Raw genomic sequence first — 24918 nt, 5'->3', positions numbered from 1 at the left:
AATTGAAAAAGTTAAAACAGCCAAACTTATTGACTAGGAGGTAATAAAATGAAAAATAGTCGTTTTCCTGAAGGGTTTTTATGGGGTGGAGCAACAGCTGCCAATCAATTAGAAGGTGCCTACAATGTAGGTGGTAAAGGATTATCAATTTTCGATATGGTCACATTTGTTCCTAAAGATAAAAGAGGAAATAACATCGAAATGGATGTTAAAAGTGAACAAGAATTAGAAGAGCTTTTAGCGGGCAAAGGTGGAGATAATTTCCCGAAACGCCGTGGGATTGACTTTTATCATCGCTATAAAGAAGATATTGCGTTATTTGCGGAAATGGGTTTTAAAACATTCCGGTTGTCGATTTCTTGGCCACGAATTTTTCCAAACGGTGATGACCATGAACCAAACGAAGAAGGCTTGGCGTTTTACGACAAAGTGTTCGATGAGTTATTAAAATATGATATTGAACCGTTAGTAACCTTATCTCATTATGAAATGCCACTACATTTAGTGCAAAAGTATAATGGCTGGACTGATCGTCGTTTAGTTGATTTCTTTGTTCATTATGCGGAAACTGTTTTTAATCGTTATAAGAACAAGGTTAAATACTGGTTAACATTTAATGAAATTAACGTCTCAACATTTTCTCCGTATATCGGTAGCGGAATTCTTGTAGACCGTGTTGAGCATAAGGAACAGGCTATTTATCAAGCTCTTCATCATCAATTTGTGGCAAGTGCAAGAGTGGTAAAAGCATGTCATGAAATCATTCCCGATTCAAAAATCGGTTGTATGCTTGCTCGCATGGAAGTTTACCCGGAAACGTGCAGTCCTGATGATGTTTTAGCTGCATTAGAAGAAGATCAAAAGAATCTATTCTTTACAGATGTACAAGTTCGTGGCTACTATCCAAGCTATATGTTAAGTTATTTCGAGAAAAATAATATTCATATTCATATGCTACCAGGTGATGAAGAAATATTGTTGCAACATCCTGTAGACTTTTTATCATTCAGCTATTATATGTCAATGGTTGCAAGTGGATCACCTGATAAAGAGAAGGAAAAAGGGAATTTCTTCAGTGGAATTAAAAACCCTTATTTAGAAACATCTGATTGGGGATGGCAAATCGACCCTAAGGGCTTACGTATTACCTTAAAGAAAATGTATGATCGTTATCAAGTGCCATTATTCATTGTTGAAAATGGATTAGGTGCCTATGATAAAGTAGAAGAAGATGGCTCTATCAATGATGATTATCGTATTGAATACTTACGTGCCCATATTGATCAAATGGGAGAAGCTATCGTAGATGGAGTAGAAATTATGGGCTATACAAGCTGGGGATGTATTGATTTAATCAGTGCTGGAACTTCAGAAATGTCAAAGCGTTACGGTTTCATCTATGTCGACCAAGATGATTACGGTAATGGAACATTAGAAAGAAGAAAGAAAAAGTCGTTTGATTGGTATAAACAAGTAATTACTACTAATGGTGCACAATTGTAAGTGAAAAGGGTAAAAAAATAGAAGTGCCACACTTATTTTGTGAGGCGCTTCTATTCAATAAAATATGAAGGCTAGGTAAGATAGGAAGCTAACTTTCTCTCGAATTCTTCATTCAAAAAGATAAGAGTCTCCGTCATCAGGTACTAACACATTTGACGAGATTCCTTTTTCTTTTATAAAGCCTTTTAATTCATTTCTTGATAATGTCCAATGGTTAACAGCTTCCATATGAACAGAAATGATTTTTGCATGAGGTGCAGCTTTACACACTTCATAAATATCATCTTTGCCCATTACGAGTGAACCTCCTTCGAGGAATTGATTATCTCCACCATTAACAACAATTATATCTGGATGATATGTTTCGATTACATCTTGAACACCATCATACCAAACAGTATCTCCAGCAACGTATAGCGTTTTTTCGCTTTGATGACGAAAGACAATGCCACACACAAGACCAGCTAATTTTAAGATATCTCCTCTACCATGCTCACCCTTTGTTTTCGTTAAATGAATTCCTTCGAAAACAGTATTTTCTTCTAGAACCTCTACATTGTGAAAACCAGCATTTTGTATTTCTTTAGCATCATCATCATTTTGGACGAACATTTTGATTTCCTTTGGCAGCACCTCTTTGGCAACTTCATCCCAGTGATCTAAATGCAAATGAGTAACAATGACAGCATCTACCTGATCAATAATTTTGTTAGTGGGCATTGGTAACTGTACTAAAGGATTTCTCTGATCCTGTCTTAAAGAATTAGGAAACGCTGGATAGGCTCCCTTCTCAGCTAAAAATGGATCAATTAAAAATTTTTTATTTGCATATTGGACAACAAGTGTTGCATTTCGAATGAGTTGTATTTTCATTTTCATGTACTCCTTTTCTTTGAACTACGTATAGTTTATACTAGGACCAATTACGAGATACATAGATCAAATCAAGTCTTTTTTGCATTTAACTTGATTAATGAAAGGAGTTTATCATGTTAGATCACACTGATTTACGAATTATCGAAGAACTATCAAAGAACAGTCGTATTAAAATGAAAGAATTGGGTGAAAAAGTCCATTTAACAGGACAAGCGACTTCAGCTCGAGTAGCAAAATTAGAGGATAACGGAATCATTGAGGGGTATACAATTAAGGTCAATCACATAAAACTTGGACTGATTATTCATGCATTTATTCATATTTATACAAAAAGTGCAGTCCATGATCCATATCATACATATTTAAAAGAACATGAGAAGTATGTAATTAATAATTATAAAATTGGCGGAGATAGCTGTTACCTTCTCGAATGTAAATTTCCTTCAAATGAACAATTGGATGAATTTTTAAAAGGGCTAAATAAATATGTAAACTATAAACTGTCAATTGTCATTAGTAAATAGCTGCTTTGAAAACAAATTCTGTTGTACAGAAGCTAGCTCCGATTAATTTTCAAGGCAGAAAACGAAAAGAAAAAGGGTAAATTTGAAATAAATAGAATTATAGAGTAAAAGGGTTTTTCTATGTAAAAGTAAACTTGTTAAGGGGGGGGCTTCATTTGATCCATAAATTATGGCCTGATAACGTGCCTTACAATCAAGGGGAAAATGGGGAAGAGGAACCAATTATTACAGCTTATTTATTGGAGAAGCAAGAAAAACATGGCGCAATTATTGTTTGTCCAGGAGGAGGCTATGCAAGACGTGCTGATCATGAAGGAGAGCCTGTTGCAAAATGGTTGAACCGTCTCGGAATATCTGCGTTTGTTCTAAATTATCGAGTTGCACCATATAAACATCCTGTTCCACTACATGACCTGCAGCGCGCAATCAGATATGTGCGCTATCATGCAGAGAAATGGAATCTTGATAAACAAAAAATTGGAATACTTGGCTTTTCGGCAGGAGGTCACCTTGTCTCAACAGCAGCTACTCAATTTGATAGCGGTAACAAAAATGCAAGTGATTTGATTGAAAGGGAAAGCAGCAAGCCAGATCTTGCGGTTCTTTGCTATCCGGTTATTTCTTTTATGGAATCATATCATGAAGGCTCAATCATTAACTTATTAGGAGAAAATGCTAGTACAGATCAGCGACTTTTATTATCGAGTGAAAGAAATGTTTCTGAAGCTACACCACCAATTTTTCTTTGGCATACAGCTGATGATGCAGCAGTTCCTGTTGAGAATAGCCTTATGTTCGCACAAGCATTAAGTAAACAAAAGGTACCATTTGAAATGCATATTTTCCCTAGCGGACGTCATGGCTTAGGTCTTGCTGAGGAAGATCCAATCGTTAATAAATGGACAGATTTGTGTCAAGCATGGCTAAGTAAACAAGGATTTGGTTTAAATTAGATTAAGATAAGAGTGATAAATGATTTAAATATAGGTTGTATTAGGAGGCAAATATTGATAATAGCCTCTTTTTCTATGTTTAGAATCAGTGGTGCATTTTCGATTTAATATTTTTGCTCTCATTATTTATGCAGTAGAGCATATAAATTTGCGTATCTACTTAAGCGAAAAAAATCATCTTCACTAACCTACACTATATGTTCGGGTCTCTGAAAAATCGAACCTTCAATAATTTATAATTTAAATCAACATTACATTTACAAAATTCATATACACCAATAGTTTAAAAGTCATTTCAAATAATCAACAATCAAGCTATAAAGCAGGGTAACTATTTTGGGATATTATTTTGCATACATAGTATAAGAAGTTAAGTGTTACGCATGATAGTTTCAACTCTTGAATAAATTTAATTAATTATAAGAAAGAAAGGATAATGATGTCCTAAATTAGACTATAAGGAGAAAGTTAGGGTGTACCACTTTATATGGAACTTTATGAAAGCGCTTAAAAAGTAGTGGGGAATATTAAGAAATTATGAACAGAAAGAAAATCAATAAGTTTTAAAGTTTTTTAGAGGGGGTGATAAATCTATTTTAAATGTGATGAACGGCGAAAGAATAAAAAATGCTAAGAACAAGGGGGCGTTATGAAATGAAAAAGTGGTTACTGTTAGTTTTATCTGCAATCATAGTGTTTTCGTTAGCAGCTTGTAATAGTTCGTCAAGTGAGTCAAATTCAGATTCAGGGGATGGTAAGGATAAAAAAATTACACTTCGTATGGCATGGTGGGGATCTGATCCAAGACATGATTATACATTAGAAATTATTGAATTGTATGAAAAGCAGCATCCTAACGTGAAAATCCAGCCTGAATATGCAAGCTGGGATGATTATTGGAAGAAGATGGCTCCTCAAGCAACAGCGAATAAGCTTCCTGATATTATTCAAATGGACCTTTCTTACATTACACAATATGCAAATAACAATCAATTAGCTGATTTAAAACCATTCTTTGGTAAAGAAATTAATACAGAAGATCTGAGCCAGGACTTTCTCGATGGTGGAAAAATTGGTGATAAATATTATGGGTTAAACGGTGGGGTAAATGCTCTTAGTTATCAATATGATCCTGCATTGCTAAAAAAAATTGGCGTAGATAAAATTCCCGATAATTGGACATGGGATGATTATATCGAGATGGCTAAAAAGGCAGCTAAAGAAGGACTGTATTTTGAAAATGGACCAGGAACGGCACCAGATGTATCTTTTAATTATTATTTAAGAACGAATGGAAAAAGACTTTATAGTGAAGAGGGTACAGCCTTGGGCTATGATGATGACAAGTTATTTGTGGATTTCTTTAAGATGTATTCTGACTTAGTGAAAGAGAAGGCGATTCAACCACCTGATGCAAGCGCGCAAGTTAAAGGGTTAGAGGATGATCCTGTTGTTAAACAACAATCTATTGGTCTTATTCAGTGGTCTAATCAGTTTGTTGGGATTCAAGAAGCATCAAATCGTCCACTTGAAATGACCAATTTACCGGGACCAAATGCAGATAAAGGCCTATTCCTAAAGCCGAGTTTGTTTTGGTCTGTTGCTGAAAGCTCAAAGCATAAAGCTGAAGCTGCTAAATTTATCGACTTCTTAACGAATGATATTGAGGCCAATAAATTAATGCTTGGTGATCGCGGTGTTCCTGGCTCTCCGAAAGTCCAAGAAGCGTTATTACCGTTATTGACTCCGTCACAAAAACAAGTATTCAACTATGTCGCTTGGGCTGGGGAACATAGCTCACCATATAATGGCCCAGATCCGACTGAAGCAGGCGAAGTAATAAATCTTCTAAAGAACTTTGCTGATCAAATGGCTTATGGAGTTATGAAACCAGAAGAGGCTGCAATACAATTTAGACAGCAAGCTGAAAGTATTTTAGCACAATAAAACTTAAATAAAGATGCTACTGAGCCAAAAGTGTCTGGCAAAATGATTCTTTTACTAGGTTCAAGTGGTTAAAATAAAGGGGATAAAGCTGATTTTGAGAGCTTCATCTCCTTTTACTTGTTCTATAGTAAAAACTTCACTGTTTTTTTAACATTAATCTCTGATATCTATCTATTTTTTTCTAGTCAATTCTATTAAAATAACCAAGATTTCATCTTTGAGTAAACAAAGAAATGTAAGGGTTTACATTTTTGTTTGGAGGTGGTGATTCAAGGAAAATAGTCAATTTTAGAAAATACATCATAATGGGATGGAAAATGGGGAGGTAAATGAAAGTGGGAAAAGGAATAGTACAAAGAATATCTGTTTTAATGAGTACGGTTATGTTAACTTCTACATTATCTGGAATTACACCGTTTTCAACACCTTTAGTCAAAGCTTCTGAAGCTGCTCGTTCTAAACAAAGCAGTTCGATCCAACTAGAATATCTTGATAGAGGGGTTGTTGCGGCAACTACCTCTGAAGGTATATTTTTAAGCTGGAGACTTTTAGCTAATGAAGTATCAGGCCATTCAGAATCAGGATTAACAGGTGTTAATTTTAATGTTTATCGAGATGGTAAAAGAGTTGCCACAGTAAGGGATAGTACAAACTTTTTAGATGACAGTGGTTCTGCTACATCAAAGTATTATGTAGCGGCTGTTAAAAATGGCAAAGAAATTGAGCAAAGCGCTGAAGCTTCACCTTGGGATAATACATATTTTGATTTAAAGCTGAAAAAACCAGAAGATGGTGTAACACCAAGTGGGGAGGCTTATTCATACACAGCAAATGACATGAGTGTTGGAGATGTCGATGGTGACGGACAATACGAATTTTTTGTTAAGTGGGATCCGACAAATTCAAAGGACGTCTCTCAAAAAGGATATACAGGTAAAACGTATATTGATTGCTACAAAATGGACGGTACATTGCTTTACCGTATAGACCTAGGAGTCAATATTCGTGCAGGAGCTCATTATACACAATTTCTCGTATATGATTTTGATGGCGATGGAAAATCAGAACTTATGTTTAAAACAGCACCAGGAACAAAAGTCATTAAGTTCAACAAAAAAGGCGAGGTAGTGTCTGAACAATTTATTACGATGCTCAAGGAGGATAAGCAAGCTGGATACAGCCATGAAGATGATTATCGTATGAACAGTGAAGATTACTATAATCATCTGGTGGACATGTTCAAAAATTGGCATACCCAAAAAGAGGTTGTTAATGGGAATTGGCCGGCAACACTTGAGGAATGCTTTGGTATTGAAAAGCAATTTAATTATCCATTGTCTACTGAAGATGCGAAAAAATTAGCAGACTATTTTATTGATGTATATGCTCCAAGTAGAAGTGCGCGCAATGATCTAAGAGATTTTGAGGGCTTTATCCTTAATGGCCCAGAGTACTTAACGGTTTTTAATGGAGAAACAGGAGCAGAAATGGAGACAATTCGTTACAAATATGGACGTCATGATGACGGGCTTATGTGGGGGGATTATGCAATGTCCCGAATTGAGCCTGGTAATCGAGTTGACCGGTTCCTAGCTGGTGTCGCTTATTTAGATGGGAAAAAGCCATATGCAGTCTTTACTAGGGGGTACTATACTAGAACAACAATGGTTTCTTATAGCTGGGATGGAAAGCATCTTAAAGAAGAATGGGATGTTGATAGTGGCTGGACTCCTATGACAAATCCGTTTAATGATGGTCCGCACGGTCGCTTGGGAACAAGCGAGGAGTATGGATCCCTTACAACTCAAGGTGCTCATTCACTAAGCACTGCAGACGTTGATGGTGATGGGAAGCAGGAAATTATTTACGGCTCGGCAACAATTGATCATGATGGATCCTTGTTATATAGCTCAAGTGATGTCATGCCACCTGAAAGTGCGACACCAGGTGTAACAGCAGGATTAGAGATTTTTATGGTACATGAAGGTTGGTAGCTATGCTCCATATGGATATTCTCTAAGAGATGCTGCAACAGGTGAGGTCATTTATGGTGGGTATACAGGGAAGGATACAGGTAGAGGGATGATTGGAGATGTTCTTCCAGAACAGGAAGGATTGGAGACATGGGCGGTAGGTCTATGGACAGCAGATGGAAAAAGGCTGAGTACAAATGCTCCAGGAACGAATATGAATATTAAATGGTCTGCAGATATGACAACACAAATTGTCAATGGCTCTATTGATCAAACACCAACCATCCAAGATTGGAAAAAGGGCACAGTTCTGACAGCATCAAATACGAGAACAAATAACTACACAAAGGGAAATCCATCCTTAGTCGCTGATATATTTGGAGATTGGCGAGAAGAGATGCTTGTTCGAACAGAAGATAGTCAGGCAATTCGGATTTATTTGAGTACGGAGGTAACGGATCGAAAACTCTATACGTTAATGCATGATGCTCAATATCGAACAGGTATTGCTTGGCAAAATGTTGGATATAATCAGCCGTCCTATCCTAGTTATTATTTCGCTTCAGACACGAATTGGGGAAAAGTACCGACACCTACTATTTGGATGCCAGGCGAACTTGGAGCATTAAATAGCTTAGTAGCTTCGTTTGTAGAAAAAGGTGATGTTAAAGGCTCGCTAGCATCTCAGCTTGAGAACTCGTTAAAGCAAGCTCAGCATCATATTAATAAAGGTTCTTATTCTAAAGGAATTTCGTTTTCAGAAAAATTCATTAGACAGCTAGAGCAAAAGAATAAAAAGGATGAAGTAACGGAGAAGGCGAAAACTATCTTGATAGCTAAAGCTGACCAATTAATTGTGAATATAGAAAATATAGGATCATAGATTGTAAACGAATTTGCAATGAACATTTTAAAAAGCTACTTTGAAAAGAAGGTAATGATACGTTCTATTCTAAAGTAGCTTTTTCTTTTGACGGATTACATCATGATAAAGTGTGAAATAAGTCTGCATATGTAAAGAGAAGAAAAGTGAAAAAACTAGTACAAAAGTAGTGATTATCCGAATTATAAAGTTAAATAGTTTTGTAGTTTTAATATTTAAGTTACAAATCCAATTCCTCTAACGAATCACTTTCCCACAATTCCATAAATACTTTATTCATTGATTTTGCCATTTTGATGTCATTTATAGCTAGAAGGATTTCTTGATTCTCTTCCGCTGATTTTTTTGTATAGTTAAAAGAGCCTGTTACAACAGTTTTTTTATCAGAGATTGATAATTTCATATGCATCTTCTGTTCTTTATTAATCTTAATAGGTATGTTGTGCTCTTTGAGATTTTGAAAGATAGCCCAACTATCGCTGTTTTCTGCCTTTTTTGCATCAGTAATAATTCTAATAGATACCCCTCTTTTCTCAGCATCCAGTATTGCAGCTAAGATTTGTTCATTATCAAAGTTGTAAATGGCAATGTTAAGCTCCTTTTTAGTAGTATGAATGACTTTTAATAATGCTTCTTCTGGATTCCCTTTAATATCACTTAGTGAAAAGGATAATTTTGTGTCACTTACGTCCGACTCGCCATCTAAAGCTGATGTAATAGTAAAAAAGATGTTTATAATAAATGACAATACTAACAAGATATATAGAATAGAATTTTTCAAGATTTACACACCTTATCTATTTGTAATTCGTTGACAATACGTCAAAAAATATGTACTAGTAGTTGTTTTTTAGATGTTGTAAATATAACCGAACGTTGACAAAGTGTCAACATTCGGTTATATTTCATAAAGATTTTAAAACTCTAATCCAGAAAATGTTTCTTTAAAATAAAATGATCAAGCGGAATTAGTAAGAAAGGTGATGAAAGAAAGTGGCAGAACAAATTTCAGAGAATAAACTCGGTTTATTGCTTAAGGAATTATTAAAAGAACGTTCAATTTCCATAAGAAAATTTAGTGAAATGACATCTATTGATGCTGCGTCTATATCAAGAATTATTAATGGTAAAAGAAAGGCAAAACCAGAGCATTTACAAGAGTTTGCAAGGTGTCTGGATATACCAGTGTATGAATTATTTGTTGCTGCTGGTTATGAATTAAATCAGAAACAAGAGAACACGGATATCTATGAATCTCTTGAAAGTATTCAAAGTACTCTTCAAGCTTCAGGAGTATATAATGACTCATTTTCAATTGAGCGAATTAAAGAAAAGCTGCAAAATTATCAGCAGTATTCGCAAACAGATGAAGGAAAAGAGAATATTCTTAGCAATTTTGAGACGAAGGTACAAAAAACAGGAAGTATTGGTCCGTTTATTAATCAATTAAAGGGAATGTTTGACAAGTTTCGTATGAGAAAAGGAACAACATTAGAATTAGTAATAATGGGAAGTGCACTCATTTATTTTATTACTGCAGTAGATGTCATGCCTGATTATCTCTTTCCACTTGGATATTTGGACGATGCAGTAGCAGTTAAACTATCGTTAAACCTATTAAATGGAAAAAATGATATATTCAACATATAACTAGGAGATGTATGCAATATGGTGAAAGAACAACCTATCAGGAAAAAGAGGAAGCGGATAAAAAGAATAGTGACAATACTGCTTATGGTTTGTGTAGCGATTACCGGCTATTGCATCTATCAATATAAGAGTGGTTTATCCGAAGCAAGGAATGGCCTATATAAAAATGATGGAAAACTATTTGGTGACTTTCAAGGAGCTGAGCCTCAATTTGGAGAAATAAACATATTATTAATTGGAAGTGACTCAAGAGGAGAGCAACAAGCTCGTTCTGATACATTAATGATTGCCCATTATAATCAAAACACTCATAAAATGAAGATAGCTTCGATTATGAGAGATACATATGTAGAGATTCCAGATCATGGCATGCAAAAAATGAATGCTGCATTTGCCTTTGGTGGACCAGAGCTAGTTAGGAAGACAATTAAATATAATTTTGATATAGATATTAACTACTATGCAATTGTTGACTTTGAGGGTTTTACCAAAATTGTAGATCTTATTGCACCAGATGGGATTGAAGTTGATATACCTTATGAAATGAGTTATGGGATAGGAATGACACTTCATCCGGGCACTCAAGTGCTACGTGGAGATGAATTGTTAGGATATGTTCGTTTTCGTCACGATCGATTGAGTGATTTTGGTAGAGTACAAAGACAGCAAGAAGTAGTTTCAAAAATCAAAGATCAAGCGATCAGTATTCATAATATAGTAAACCTTCCAAAGATACTTGGAATGGCTGACCCGTATATTGATACTAATGTAGATGCTCCAACTCTAATATCGATAGGAAAGGGATTAATTACTGGCAAATCAAAATCAATGGAAACGATTCGCATACCAGTTAAAGATTCTTATGAGGATGAAACGGTAGACGTTGGAGCAGTGCTAAAAATTGACTTGGACAAAAACAAACAAGCTTTACAGCAATTTTTAGTATCGTATGAAGATGATTAAATGTCAGAGGGAATATAGGATTTTGTCTAATAAATTGAAGTCTTCCACATTATCAAATTATCTTTTTGAGTAATAAGAATTATTGGACTGAATTTGTAAGGTAAATGCTGAACATGAAGTTCATATTATACCCTTTAATCGGTAACTAAATTGTAATCTGAAACCCTTGCTAATGAAGAGTTTCAGATTTTTTTGTGATAGAAGATATTTCTCTCGATTAATTAGTTTCAAAATTTGTTTTTACAACTGAAGAGGCTATACTATGTTTTAGAATTTCTAACAATTGTTCGGCCATATAAGTTGAACTATAAATAAAGCCTCCGTTTATCCATTCTATAATCAAACCTAAAATAGCATATGCCTGATAACTAGCATGTAGTTCTCTATTTACTTTCGGATTTGGGAGGGAGTCGTTTAAGTCATTCAAGGTTAAGTCTTTTAAGACAGTGCAAAATTTTTGTTGAAATCCTGTTAACACATTTGGTTGAACAATAAGCGAGTAAAAATTTGAATATTGCTGTACATGATCAAATACTTTAACTGCTGATGTAGTGAGTTTATTAACTTCTAGTAATTGAATGCCCTTATATGGTTCACGATATGAATCAACTAGGCTTGTGAGCACTTCGTCTATGATTTCATTGAATAAGTCTTCTTTATATTGATAATGCTTGTAAAAGGTTCCCCTGTTTAAATCTGCAAAACGGACAATATCAGTTATCGATATTTCATTAAAATCCTTCTCTTTCATTAATGATAATATTGCATCTTTCATCGCTTTTTTAGATTTCACAATTCTTCTGTCAATATAGTCATTTTTATTAGACATTTTTCTGCTCCGATGTTCATTATATTTTTTTATTGCACATTAGTATGTGAATCTGTTTATTAATAGACAATTTTCTCATGTTTTGCTGATTGTATAATCTCTTTATAGGAAATTATACTATAGTTAGTAGTTAGCTAATCAACAACTGTTTATTAAAAAATGAACAAACTTACTATAGAATTTGGAGGAATGGATGATGAGACTTCAAAATAAGGTAGCAGTCGTGACAGGGGCAGCATCAGGAATGGGGAAAGCAATTGCAATTCTTTATGCAAAAGAAGGGGCAAAAGTAGTCGTTTCTGATATCAATTTGGACGCTGCAAATCAAACAGTAGAGGAAATAAAAACAAATGGTGGAGAAGCAATTGCTGTATTAGCCAATGTTGCTAAAGAGGAAGATATTCAAAATTTAATCGATACTGCTGTTAGTCAATACGGTACTTTAGATATTTTAGTGAATAATGCTGGTATTATGGATAACTTTGAACCTGCTGGTGATATTGAAGATGAAAAATGGGAAAGAATTTTTGCTATCAATACGACAAGTGTAATGAGAGCGACACGTAAAGCATTAACAATTTTCTTAGAAAAACAATCTGGTGTAATTATTAATGTTGCGTCCGCAGGTGGATTACAAGGGGCAAGAGCAGGTGCTGCTTATACGGCTTCTAAGCATGCTGTTGTTGGTTTCACAAAAAATACTGGATACATGTATGCGACTAAAGGGATTCGTTGCAACGCAATTGCTCCTGGTGGAGTTGAAACAAATATCAGTTCTTCTATGACTGGTGTCAATCCATTTGGAATGGAACGAATTCAACCTGGATTAGCTATAAATCCACGTGTAGGAAAGCCTGAGGATATTGCGAATATTGCTCTATTCTTAGCCTCTGATGAATCAAGCTTTGTAAACGGAACAGTAATAACTGGAGATGCTGGTTGGACAGCATATTAATTAAATGAATTTACTAAACGAGCCGACAAGTTGTTTTGTCGGCTTTTTTGTGTTTTGTACGTATCTTATTTAGACTTTTTTAGTTTCAACTTTAAGTATCGCTTTTTTGAAATCTATTAAAGATCAATATCCTTTCAAAAATTTTTATATTAGATAGGAACTTTCACCAATTTTTCACCAAACCCTACTAAACTATACCCATCAACAATGAAAGGAGAAATGAAAATGAAAAAAACGATAGCTTGGGGTTCGATAATTACTCCATTTGTTTTGGGAATCTACTTTTTGTTTGGAGGCTATAATGCTCTAGCGATGGGACCGCACGGACATGGACCTGATAGCATGATGCCAAGAGGAGACTTTGGTGGAGGGAGGATGATCGATGGTCCTCATCATGGAGGAGGGATTCCTTTGCTAGGGTTTCTTATATTCCTCATTATCGGAATTGTGATTGTTGTGTTCTTAATGAAATGGTTAAGAAAGAAATCACAAGCTTCTTCGATGCAACAGCTAATCAATACATCATTAATGAGCACTCACAAACCGATGAATCAAAATGAAACAATTTTAGATCAATGGGAAAAAAATCTAACAACTAAAAAGGAGAATGATTAAAAATGGGGATATTTAAAAGAATAAAAACTATTGCAAAGGCTGATATAAATCGTCTTTTAGATAATATGGAAGATCCGATAGCGATGCTAAATGAATATTCTCGAGAGATGGAACAGGAAATGTTGGAGGCTCAAAAAGCACTATCTCGGCAAATTTTTGTAGAAAATAAACAAGCGACACTTATCTATGATACGAAAAGTTTAATCGACAAAAGAACGAGACAGGCTAAGCTTGCGATTAATCAAAAAGAGGATAATATGGCGAAATTAGCTGTTCATGAAAAATTAATTCACGAGAAACAACTCGCTGTCTATCAGCAACAATATGAAGCAATTCAAGGACAGACGAAAATTCTTAAAGAAAAGCTACAAGAGCTTCAGGAAATTTACAGAGAGCTACAGCATAAAAAGGTGTTATTAGCGTCACGTGCTAATGTGGCACAATCGATTAAACAAATTCAGAATGTAACTGCCTCCTTCCAAACAGACGCAATAACGAAAGGAGTTGCACGCGCTGAAGAGCGAATTTCATTAATGGAGGCAGAGGTACAGGCGGGTAACCAATTTATGAATCCATTAGCGCAGCAAGAGGCTCTCTATCACAATTATGTGAATGAAGAAGAATTAGTTCAAGAGATAGAAAAGCTAAAGGGTGAAAAGGAAAGTCAGGTTAAGCAAGATTCATAGAGAAATAATTGGAAGCACTAAAAGGTTATGTTTAGTGCTTCCTTTTTTATATTTAAAGAAAGTTAAGTATTTTTGCCAAAGCGAAATAACCTGAAAGTAAGTAATTTTTATTAGAAAACAATTTAGCTATGAACAATATAATATATTGAAGTGATTTTTAAATGATTGAATTTGGAGGGAAGGTTCAATCTAGTAGTCAAAGTTATTCAAAATTCCTAGCAACTTCAAGTATATTTATCTATTCTTATAGAAACAAATCTTTGATTCGAGCAATCAAATCCTCGTTTTTGTTATATCAGCTATTGTAAACGATTGCTAAAATAATTTAATAAGGAATGCCTTTAACGGGAAGAAGGAGGAAGAATCATTGAAAATTATAGACTTAAAAACAAATCATATTACGAATCCAATTGGATTTCATTTAGAGAACAATCTTACATTTTCTTATAAAGTAACCGAGGCGAGTAGTAAGCAACAAGTAGCAGCACAAATTCAAGTTGCCTTATCACCAGCTTTTGATGAGATAATTTACGACACCGAGAGAAATGAAAACCTTAACAGCTTAGCCCATCAATGTGAGCTTTCTCTTTTTCCACGTACAAGATATTATTGGCGTGTAAAAGTTTGGGGAGATAATGGAGACGTTGCAATAAGTGATGTTTCCTATTTTGAAACGGCGAAAATAAATGAAAAGTGGATTGGCAAGTGGATAACGCCAAACCTCGCACCTGATATACATCCTATTTTTGAGAAAAAAGTCCAGCTAGCAAAGGAGGTAGAAAATGCGCGAGTATACATCTGTGGATTAGGACTATATGAGATGTATATCAATGAAAAAAAGGTTGGTAATGAGTACTTAACACCATTTAATAACGACTATGATAATTGGTTGCAGTACCAAACATACGATATTACAGATAACTTTATTAACGGTGAAAATAAAGTGAATATTCTGTTGGGAAATGGCTGGTATAAAGGTAGATTAGGATTCGAGGGTGGACAAGTAAACATTTACGGTGACAAATTTGCATTATTAGCAGAAATTCATCTTTCTTATAAGGATGGGACTAAAGAGATTATTGCAACAGACACGTCATGGAAGGTATGGAAAAGTAAAGTAATAGAAAGTGAAATTTATGATGGTGAAGTCTATGATGACACATTCCTAGATTCAGTAGAGTATGGTGTTAGTGAAATAAATTTAGGTTATGAACGATTAACTGCTCGACTCAGCTTACCTGTTGTTATAAAAGAAAAAAGAAAACCACTTCAATTAATAAAAACACCTGCTGGAGAAACAGTTATTGATATGGGACAAAATATGGTTGGGTGGATACAGTTTAAAAACCGTCTTTCTAAGGGGGAAAAGGTTATCTTACAATTCGGGGAAATTCTTCAAGATGGAAACTTCTATCGAGATAATCTTCGTGAAGCAAAAGCAGAATTTATATACATTTCAGATGGACAAGAAAAAACGGTACGGCCTCATTTTACCTTCTATGGATTCCGTTATGTTAAAGTATGTGGCTGGCAAAGTGAATTAGATTTGCATGATTTTACAGGCTGTGTCATTTACTCTGATCTCGAACAAACTGGCTTTATAAAGACTAGTAACACATTAGTAAACAAATTATTTGATAATGTTATGTGGAGCCAAAAGGGTAACTTCCTTGATATCCCTACAGACTGTCCACAAAGAGATGAACGCATGGGGTGGACTGGGGATGCACAGGTATTCTCCGGAACTGCTGCCTTTAATATGGACGTTTATTCTTTCTTTACAAAGTATGGATATGATTTATGGTTAGAGCAGAAAGAAAGAGATGGAGCAGTTCCAATGACAGTACCGGATATTCCCTCGCCTTTTAACCCAGAAAGTAGTTCAAGTGCTTGGGGGGATGCAGCGACGATTATTCCTTGGAATATGTACCTATTCTATGGTGATGACTCAATCTTAAAGCAACAGTTTGAAAGCATGAAAGCTTGGGTTGATTATATTAAACGGCTTGATGATACGTCAGGTGGGCATCGTTTATGGAAAAATGGTTTTCATTTTGGAGATTGGTTAGCTTTAGATGGGGAAAATCCAAAGCTACCGATGGGAAAGACAGATAACTTTTTTATCGCATCTGCTTTTTATTATTATTCAGCAGACATTGTTTCAAAAGCAGCGGGGGTATTAGGGAAACAAGAGATTGAGCGTGAATATCACCAATTAGCACAGGAGATTCGGCACGCAATCCAAAACGAATATATCTCTCCAAATGGGCGGATGACGATTGATACGCAAACAGCCTATGTACTAGCCTTATTTATGAACCTTGTACCTAATGAACAAAAACAGCGTGTAGCAGATGATTTAGCAAATCGGATTATAAAAGATAATAAACATTTAAAAACAGGGTTTGTCGGTACACCTTATCTCTGTCAGGTATTATCAGAGTATGGACATAATGATTTGGCATATACGCTACTGTTGAATGATGATTATCCTAGTTGGTTATATGCAGTTAAGCTAGGGGCAACTACCGTTTGGGAAAGATGGAATTCTGTATTACCAGATGGCAAGATGAATCCTGAAGGCATGAATTCACTTAATCATTATGCATATGGTTCGATTGTTGAGTGGATGTATCGATATATGGTAGGAATACAGCCGGATGAAACTGTACCTGGGTTTAAGCATGCTTTAATTGCTCCAAAACCTCATTGGAGAATGAAGTGGGCAAAGGGAACGTTGAATACAGCGTCAGGAACCTATCTTGTTTCTTGGCATATTCAAGACGATGGGTTATTAGATGTGAAGGTTGAAATTCCTTTTAACTCAACAGCAACACTAATTCTTCCTGATGCAAATAGTAGGCTTATTAGTGTCGAAGGTGATTTAGTAAATATGGAGCAGAATGGCTCAGAAGTGGTCGTTTCTTTAAATAGTGGAAGCTGGAATTTTACCTATTTACCTGATGCATCATATGTAAAGGTTTTTAATAGAAAATCTAAGTTAAAGGAATTACTAAATATACCTCCTATTAAAAATTATGTTTTGAACGAAATCCATGAAATTATGGCAATACCACCATATTTAATGAGTGAATATGAATTAAAGACATTAGAAGAAATATTGACTAAAAAAGGAGAATCGGAAGTTACTAAAGTAAGATTAGAAAAGATTGAAATGAAATTCAGACAAATCTTGAGCTAGAATACATACTTTGGCACAAATTAAATAGTTAGTAAGAAAAATGCTATTTCAACAAATGAGGTAGCATTTTTTTGTTTAGGAGATTATAACTTTCTGAAATTGTAAAAAAGCACATCGTCACCCTAGCTCACTAAGCTATTGTGATTTGTTTTTTAGGTGAGAAAGGTATTTTTGGCCACATTTATTAGTGCCTATTACTCCATATCGATCGGTTTAAAAAATAAGGAATCTTTGATTCAAGCAATTAATCGCTTTCATTTTGGTATTTCTTATGTTGAAAGCGATTGCTAAAATGAAGCTAAGATAAGCATTTCGTCCTAAGAATAATCAGGGTTTTAATGAGAAATTTCATTCTATTGCATTAGGAATATCGAGATATGAACATGGGGTCAAATTTGTGTTAATGGAGTGTGAGGTTATGGAAACTGTTAAAAAATATAATTTGTATTATGAAAGAACACAGAAAACGGAGCTAAAAAAGAGAGAGACAGCCTCATATATTGGTGGAGGATTAGGTAACTCGCTACTTTCTGGTCTTATCAACGTTTATCTAATGATTTATGCGACAGATGTATTTGGTGTATCAGCATTGGCTGTAGGGACAATCTTCTTTATTGCAAAGATTGTCGATGCGATATCAGATCCGATAGCAGGTATTATCGTTGATCGAACAAGAACACCATTTGGAAAATTTCGTCCATATTTAGTCGTAAGTAGTATTGCATGGGTGTTGTTAACAATCCTTCTTTTTAACGGACCAGATCTTTCTGACTCAGGGAAGTTCACCTATTTATTAGCAGTTTATATTTTATGGGGACTAGCCTTTACTTTTTTTGATGTTCCTTATTGGAGTTTTTCTACTGTTATGACTCAGGATGAAACAAAACGGACAAGATTAGTATCGATTGCCCGCGTATCGACGCTAGTTGGAATGATTTTACTAATGCTTGCTGGTGGGCCAATCGTAGCTTATATAGACGGAATTAATCCAGGAAGAGGATATTCTAACTTAGCAATTATTGCTTCAGTTTTGGCCTTGATAGTCATGCTGGTCATGGCATTTACTTGTAAGGAAAGGGTAAAATCAAGTAGTCAGGCGGTTAGTTTAAGAAGTACATTTTCTTATTTGAAAATGAATAGACCATTACAATTAACACTTTTATCTGCTTTTCTAGGATTATCGATGCCAATATCACAATCTCTATCTGTTTATTTTGCTGTAAATAATTTAGGAAATATATCATATATGGCAATGTTAAATATTCCTGCATTGCTAATTGTTCCATTAATACCGATGATCGTACCTGCTTTAACAAAACGATTTGAAAAGAAATATATTTTTCTAGCTTGTACAATTGCAAATGCAATCACCTTACTTATTTTATTTGTGGTTGGTTATGATCATTTACCATTTGTCTTTATTTTGAATGGAATCACCTTGTTTTTTGCCTTAATTAATTCTACGATTATTTCCTTGTTTATTGCAGATGCGATTGATTATGGTGAGTGGAAGACGGGAAATCGATTTGAAGCCATTTCATTTGCTGTCCAATCATTTACGAGTAAATGTCAGGGGGCGATCTCAGGTTTACTAGTCGGTTTCATCCTTACCTTTATAGGGTATCAAGCAGCTTCACAGAGTCAAACGCCTGAAACAGTTGATGGAATTTTCCTTGGCTTTACGGTGGTACCTGCGATAGTGGGGATTATTGCTGCAATACCTATTCTTTTCATCAAGTTTTCCGGGAAAGTTCGTGAAAGTGCTTTAGATGAAATAAAACAGAGAAGAACTAGCATAGATAACTAAATTGTTAAACCTACTTAGGGCTTACCCCTAAGTAGGTTATTTTCATTATAAAATATGTATGCTATAATTCCATGATTTAAGAAAGGGGAGATTTCAATGAATGGGGAAGAATTGCGAACATTTCTTGTATCAAATAATGAAAAACAAGCAGCAGAATGGGACTTGATAAAAAAAGAATTTAAACCAGAAACAATCAATATAAATGGTGAGCAAGTTTACGTGTTTGATATGATTTTTGATTTGACAATTACTCCAATTGAGGATCCAATCGGAATCTCTCAGCAATTGCCTTCTGCATATGTGCCAATGCATGTCCATCATTTTATTGAATTAATATATGTTTATCAAGGACAATGTACAGTTGCCTTTCAAAATAGAAAATTAACAATTTTTGAGGGAGAAATAGTCATAATTGATAAAAAGACACCACATGCGGTTGAAGGAATGACGGATACAGATATTGTGATAGATATTAAACTTAAGCATGATTATTTATCATCTAGCTTTCTTAGTAGATTTACGCAAAAAAGTATTATATCGCAGTTTTTAATCGATTCTTTAATTAACAATAGAAGTACGAATAATTATCTTTATTTTCCTTTTAAAGAACGCTCAAATATTGCTGGAATTATGGAGCATATTATGTGTGAGTATTTTGATAAAGACTTTTGCTCTGCAGATATGATTAACTCTTATTTATTCATATTATTTACTGAGTTAATTAGACATAGTAACAATACAAGTAGTATTAAACAAAGTGATTCAAAGCAGGATGCCATCGCTCTTAATTTTTTAAAATATATTGAAGACCATTATCAAAATTGTAATTTAACAGAGATGGCTGGTCATTTTAATTATCATCCAAACTATGCATCCTCTGTTCTAAAGAAAGCAACAGGAAAGTCTTTTAAGGATCTACTTCAGATTCAGAGATTAAACAAAGCAGCGTTATATTTAACAAACTCTAATCTTCCTGTAGCTGAAATCGCTGAGAAGGTCGGATACACGAGTTTGTCCTTCTTTTATAAAAAGTTTAATGAGATATTCCTGCAAACTCCAAAAGAGTATAGGGAAAAAAATCTTTAAAACAAGAGAAAAGTCCTTGATAAAAGCCGCCTTTATAGAGCGGTATTTCTTATTATCAGTATCTTTTATAAAGTAAACAAAAATATTTGAAATGAGCAATATTTCTCTTTCTTTTCAACATTAAATTAAATGAATGCGTTTGCTACAATGAACATTAATCGTATTATTTGAGGATGAAAAGGGAGTGTGAATAACATGACATATGAATTTCCACCTAATTTTATTTGGGGTTCAGCAACAGCTGGACATCAGGTTGAAGGGAATAATGTGAATAGTGACTTCTGGGCAGAGGAGCATGCGGAAGGTTCACCATATAAAGATAAATCCGGAGATGCAATTGATCACTACCGCCTTTATAAAGAGGATATCGCCTTAATGGCTAGGCTAGGATTAAAGGCGTATCGATTTTCTATTGAGTGGTCAAGAATTGAGCCTGAAAAAGGTGAATACTCAAGTTCTGCTATCGAACATTATCGGGATGTATTAGAGACTTGTCGCGAATATGGAATTACACCAATCGTTGCGATGCATCATTTTTCTTCACCAAGATGGCTCATGAGGCTTGGGGGATGGGCAAATTCTGAGATAGCTAATCTTTTCGCTCAATATTGTGAGAGAGTATTTAGAGATTTAGGTCATTTAATTCCATATACGCTAACAATGAATGAAGTGAATTTACCTGTTATGTTAAGAGAGGTGTTTTCGAATATTGGATTTATTCCACCTGTAGGAATTGAAAGGGACGCATGGGTAGCCCCTAAATGGAGAGAATCAGCAGCAAGACTATGTGGTACAACAGCAGATAAATATTTTACCTTTCATATGATTTCAGACGATGCTTCTATTAAGCTATTAAAAGAGGCGCATATGAAGGCACGTGATGTTATTAAACGGACATCACCTAATACAAAAGTAGGTCTTTCGATGGCCCTGTCAGATATACAAGCGGTTCCAGGTGGGGAATCACTTGCAGAAAAGAAATGGCAAAGTTATTTCGGGCAATTCCAGGATGTGATTACTGGTGATGATTTCTTCGGACTGCAAAATTATACCCGTGAGACTTACGGTCCAGAAGGGCAGATAGCTCCACCTGAAGATGCAGAGCTTACACAAATGGGTTATGTATATTGTCCAGAGGCGCTTGGAAATGTAATTCGCAAGGTAAGCCAATCGATCAAGATGCCAATTATGATTACCGAGCACGGGATAGCAACAGCAAATGATAAAAGACGAGTAGAATTTATTAGAAGAGGTCTTGAAGGTGTTCATTCTTGCTTAAACGATGGCATTGATATTATCGGATATCTTCATTGGTCAACATTTGATAATTTTGAATGGAATTCCGGTTATGCTATGCAATTTGGTTTAATTGAGGTAGATAGAGTTACACAGGAAAGAAAATCAAAGGAAAGCGCTCATTATCTTGGACGCATCGCTCAGAAGAATTCAATAATTACGAGATAATATTTATAAACATGTTTGACTGTTGTACTAGTTACATAAAGTAGTAGTCTCATGTGTTATTGAAGAAAGAATCTAAACGAGAGGGGAAGCATATGACTCAATTAATAGTAGACTCGTTAACATGTGAGTATCGAAAAAATCCATTGGGTATTGATGTGAAGAAACCGCGGATAAGCTGGAAGGTGAAATCTAATTTACGCGGAACGATGCAAAAGGCTTATCAAATACAAGTAGCTAGTAATGAAAGTTTTACAGATATATTGTGGGATACAAAAATTGTCGCGTCTGATGATTCGATTCACATTGAATATGAAGGTCCTGATGTAAAACCAAGAACAAGGTATTATTACCGAGTGAAAATATGGGATAACTATGACAGGGAATCCCCATGGAGTAAGGTAGCTTGGTGGGAGTCAGGGCTTATTTACACATCTGAATGGAAGGCAAACTGGATCACACCTTCACCTGAAGAAATTGACCCTCATTCAGAACCAGCATTTTTGCTTAGAAAGAAATTTGCTTTGAGGAAAGGGATTGTTTCAGCCCGCCTGTATGGAACTGGAGTAGGTTTGTACGAATTATTCCTCAATGGTGCTCGTGTTGGTGATGATTTATTTAACCCGGGCTGGACGAGTTATCATAAGCGATTGCAATATCAAACTTATGATGTTACAGAACAATTGGTAGAAGGGCAAAATGCATTAGGGATTGTGCTGGCAGATGGTTGGTATAAAGGAACGCTTAGCTTCGAAAATAAGCGTCATGTGTATGGAGATAAAAGAGCAGCTATCTTTCAGCTTTATGTTAAATATCAAGATGGTACAGAAGAGCTAATTACAACTGATCCTACTTGGAAAGCTTCTACTGGTCCGATATTATATTCGGAGATATACAATGGTGAAATATATGATGCGCGATTAGAGATAGAAGATTGGTGTCTTCCGAGCCTTGAAGAACAGAATTGGAAACATACAGTGAAGGTGAATTTACCAGTAGAAAATTTGGTTGCACAGGAAAATTGGCCAACCCGTGTGACTGAAGTGATAAAGCCGGTTGATACATTTGTCACTCCAAATGGTGAAACGGTCATTGATATGGGACAAAACATGGTTGGCCGGATAAGATTTAAAGTGAATGCGCCAAAAGGAACAAGAATTTGTTTAAAACATGGAGAAGTGCTTGATAAAGAAGGAAATATTTACTTCGGAAACTTAGGAAAAGCCGAGCAGAAGGTAGAGTATATTACAAAGGGAGTAGCTGAAGAGGAATATGCTCCTCATTTTACTTATCACGGCTTTCGTTATGTAAGAGTTGAAGGATATCCAGGACAAGAAAATGGTTTGCCATTAGACAATTTTGTTGGGGAAGTCATCCACTCAGATATGGAGCCAACAGGGGAGTTTGAATGTTTTCAACCATTGATTAATCAATTACAGAAAAATATTGTCTGGGGGCAACGGGGAAATTTTCTTGATTTGCCAACAGACTGCCCTCAGCGTAATGAAAGATTAGGCTGGACAGGCGATGCTCAAGTTTTTATTGAGACAGCAGTTTTTAATTATCATTGTGGTCCATTTTTTACAAAGTGGCTTCGTGATTTGAAGGCTGATCAGCTAGAAGATGGAAATGTTCCAATTGTTATTCCAGCTGTTGTTGCTGGAGTGGGCTCAGCTGCATGGGGAGATGCTGCAACGATCGTCCCATGGACATTATACCAAACCTATGGGGATAAGCGTTTGCTTTCTGAACAATACGAGAGCATGAAGGCATGGGTAGAATTTATTCGTAGACAAGGCAAAAGTGAATATCTTTGGAATAGCGGATTTCATTTTGGTGATTGGTTAGCCCTTGATGCAAAGGAAAACAGCTTTGTTGGAGCTACACCAAAAGATTTTATTGCGACCGTTTTTTATGCTTACTCAACAAGAATTGTAAGGGATACTGCAAAGATTCTTGGGAATTTTGCTGATGTGCAAGAATATAGTCTCTTATTGGATAAGATTATTGAGCATTTTAATCAAGAATTTGTTACACCTTCAGGAAGATTGGTGTCGCCAACGCAAACTGCACATGTCATTGCACTTATGTTTGATGTTGTGAAGGGAGAAGCAAAGGATAGAACAGCTTTTGAATTAAATGAGCTAATCATTCAAAATGATTATCACCTTACAACAGGCTTTGTCGGAACTCCTTATTTATGCTTGGCTTTATCAAAGGGTGGCTATCATGAAACAGCGGTAAAATTACTAATGCAGGAAAGCTATCCGTCATGGCTTTACGCGATTAAAAAAGGTGCTACTACAATATGGGAGCATTGGGACAGTATCAAAGAGGATGGTTCATTTTGGAGTGACCAGATGAACTCATTTAATCATTATGCATACGGGTCCATCGGGAATTGGTTGTACAAAAACGTGGCAGGGATTGATATGGATAATGCTGCTCCTGCATATAAACGAATCCGAATTGAACCGAAATTTGCTGGAATTGAATTGACCTTTGCAAAAGCAAGCTATGATATGATGTATGGAAAAATCTTATCCTCATGGACACTTACTGATGCAGAGGTAAAAATAGATCTTGAAATTCCGCCTAATACGACAGCAGAGGTCATTCTCCCTTATGCAACAATATCAGATGTTTTTGAAAGTGAGAACTTACTAATAAATGCTACAGACATCAGTTCTTATTTTGAGAAAGAAGATGGTGTTCATTTAACAATTGGGTCTGGAGTATATTGTTTTAAATACCGTAACAAGCATGGGTTGAAGCAAACTTTTTCAGAAGAAACAAGAGTTATTGATCTTCTCAATCAAAAGGAAACGCATGAGGTAATTGAGAGGTATGCACCAGGAATATCAAAACCACCAGCAATTTTTGCATTAAAAACCGAGAAATTAAGAGATTTACCAAAACATCCTGAGTCTAACCTTACAAATGGAATGGTAAAAGAGCTCATTGAGGATTTAAATAAAATAAACTGGTAATTTCGTTATCAAAAT

The 24918-nt window shown here is 35.3% G+C and carries 17 protein-coding genes and 1 pseudogene; 15 read left to right on the top strand and 3 right to left on the bottom strand.

Going from position 1 to position 24918, the window contains the following annotated elements:
- Nucleotides 1–48: 48 nt before the first annotated feature.
- Complete coding sequence (locus ACTJJ9_RS04010; protein WP_145580628.1) at nt 49–1503, top strand: glycoside hydrolase family 1 protein; 1455 nt, start codon at nt 49–51, stop codon at nt 1501–1503.
- A gap of 108 nt (nt 1504–1611) precedes the next feature.
- On the opposite strand, the gene ACTJJ9_RS04005 is transcribed toward ACTJJ9_RS04010, so the two are convergent.
- Nucleotides 1612–2376, bottom strand: coding sequence for an MBL fold metallo-hydrolase (locus tag ACTJJ9_RS04005; protein ID WP_145580627.1), 765 nt, complete (start codon nt 2374–2376; stop codon nt 1612–1614).
- A 116-nt stretch (nt 2377–2492) separates the two neighbouring features.
- On the opposite strand from ACTJJ9_RS04005, the gene ACTJJ9_RS04000 reads away from it, so the two are divergent.
- The 4 genes and pseudogenes from ACTJJ9_RS04000 to ACTJJ9_RS03985 all read left to right on the top strand — a co-directional run bounded on the left by ACTJJ9_RS04000 (nt 2493) and on the right by ACTJJ9_RS03985 (nt 8659).
- A complete protein-coding gene (locus ACTJJ9_RS04000; RefSeq protein WP_095298473.1) occupies nt 2493–2903 on the top strand; it encodes an Lrp/AsnC family transcriptional regulator in 411 nt (136 codons plus the stop codon).
- A 155-nt stretch (nt 2904–3058) separates the two neighbouring features.
- Complete coding sequence (locus tag ACTJJ9_RS03995) at nt 3059–3856, top strand: alpha/beta hydrolase (RefSeq protein WP_145580626.1); 798 nt, start codon at nt 3059–3061, stop codon at nt 3854–3856.
- 654 nt (nt 3857–4510) lie between these two features.
- The gene (locus ACTJJ9_RS03990; RefSeq protein ID WP_145580625.1) at nt 4511–5803 is read left to right on the top strand and encodes an extracellular solute-binding protein; all 1293 of its coding nucleotides are present in this window, start codon (nt 4511–4513) and stop codon (nt 5801–5803) included.
- A 329-nt stretch (nt 5804–6132) separates the two neighbouring features.
- Nucleotides 6133–8659 (top strand): annotated as a pseudogene (locus ACTJJ9_RS03985) (rhamnogalacturonan lyase).
- A gap of 220 nt (nt 8660–8879) precedes the next feature.
- On the opposite strand, the gene ACTJJ9_RS03980 reads toward ACTJJ9_RS03985, so the two are convergent.
- Entirely contained in the window at nt 8880–9440 is a 561-nt protein-coding gene (locus ACTJJ9_RS03980; protein WP_095298481.1) for a phospholipase D-like domain-containing protein, read from the bottom strand.
- Nucleotides 9441–9652: 212 nt separating this feature from the next.
- Here ACTJJ9_RS03980 and ACTJJ9_RS03975 point away from each other — a divergent pair, with 212 nt between their 5' ends.
- Together ACTJJ9_RS03975 and ACTJJ9_RS03970 are read left to right on the top strand one after the other, a co-directional pair.
- A complete protein-coding gene (locus ACTJJ9_RS03975; RefSeq protein WP_145580623.1) occupies nt 9653–10309 on the top strand; it encodes a helix-turn-helix domain-containing protein in 657 nt (218 codons plus the stop codon).
- Between the two features lie 18 nt (nt 10310–10327).
- Nucleotides 10328–11272, top strand: coding sequence for an LCP family protein (locus ACTJJ9_RS03970; protein ID WP_145580622.1), 945 nt, complete (start codon nt 10328–10330; stop codon nt 11270–11272).
- Nucleotides 11273–11489: 217 nt separating this feature from the next.
- On the opposite strand, the gene ACTJJ9_RS03965 is transcribed toward ACTJJ9_RS03970, so the two are convergent.
- Complete coding sequence (locus ACTJJ9_RS03965) at nt 11490–12101, bottom strand: TetR/AcrR family transcriptional regulator (RefSeq protein ID WP_145580621.1); 612 nt, start codon at nt 12099–12101, stop codon at nt 11490–11492.
- Between the two features lie 196 nt (nt 12102–12297).
- Between ACTJJ9_RS03965 and ACTJJ9_RS03960 the strand changes: the two genes are divergently transcribed.
- From ACTJJ9_RS03960 to ACTJJ9_RS03925, 8 genes are all read left to right on the top strand, one after another.
- Entirely contained in the window at nt 12298–13056 is a 759-nt protein-coding gene (locus ACTJJ9_RS03960) for an SDR family oxidoreductase (RefSeq protein WP_095298489.1), read from the top strand.
- A gap of 225 nt (nt 13057–13281) precedes the next feature.
- Nucleotides 13282–13671 (top strand): hypothetical protein, encoded by a 390-nt coding sequence (locus ACTJJ9_RS03955; RefSeq protein WP_095298492.1) that lies wholly within the window; start codon nt 13282–13284, stop codon nt 13669–13671.
- Between the two features lie 2 nt (nt 13672–13673).
- Nucleotides 13674–14357 (top strand): PspA/IM30 family protein, encoded by a 684-nt coding sequence (locus ACTJJ9_RS03950; RefSeq protein WP_145580620.1) that lies wholly within the window; start codon nt 13674–13676, stop codon nt 14355–14357.
- A 367-nt stretch (nt 14358–14724) separates the two neighbouring features.
- The gene (locus ACTJJ9_RS03945; protein WP_145580619.1) at nt 14725–17559 is read left to right on the top strand and encodes an alpha-L-rhamnosidase; all 2835 of its coding nucleotides are present in this window, start codon (nt 14725–14727) and stop codon (nt 17557–17559) included.
- Nucleotides 17560–17977: 418 nt separating this feature from the next.
- Entirely contained in the window at nt 17978–19366 is a 1389-nt protein-coding gene (locus tag ACTJJ9_RS03940; RefSeq protein WP_186324102.1) for an MFS transporter, read from the top strand.
- Between the two features lie 96 nt (nt 19367–19462).
- Entirely contained in the window at nt 19463–20452 is a 990-nt protein-coding gene (locus ACTJJ9_RS03935) for an AraC family transcriptional regulator (RefSeq protein WP_145580617.1), read from the top strand.
- A gap of 195 nt (nt 20453–20647) precedes the next feature.
- Nucleotides 20648–21916: a family 1 glycosylhydrolase gene (locus tag ACTJJ9_RS03930; protein ID WP_145580616.1), complete on the top strand. Its 1269-nt coding sequence runs from the start codon at nt 20648–20650 to the stop codon at nt 21914–21916.
- A 92-nt stretch (nt 21917–22008) separates the two neighbouring features.
- Nucleotides 22009–24903, top strand: coding sequence for an alpha-L-rhamnosidase (locus ACTJJ9_RS03925; RefSeq protein WP_145580615.1), 2895 nt, complete (start codon nt 22009–22011; stop codon nt 24901–24903).
- Nucleotides 24904–24918: the final 15 nt, after the last annotated feature.

Origin of the sequence: Metabacillus sp. 22489 (assembly GCF_052044855.1) — a bacterium.
Classification (GTDB): domain Bacteria; phylum Bacillota; class Bacilli; order Bacillales; family Bacillaceae; genus Metabacillus; species Metabacillus niabensis.
This window is presented reverse-complemented; position numbering and strand designations above follow the sequence as displayed.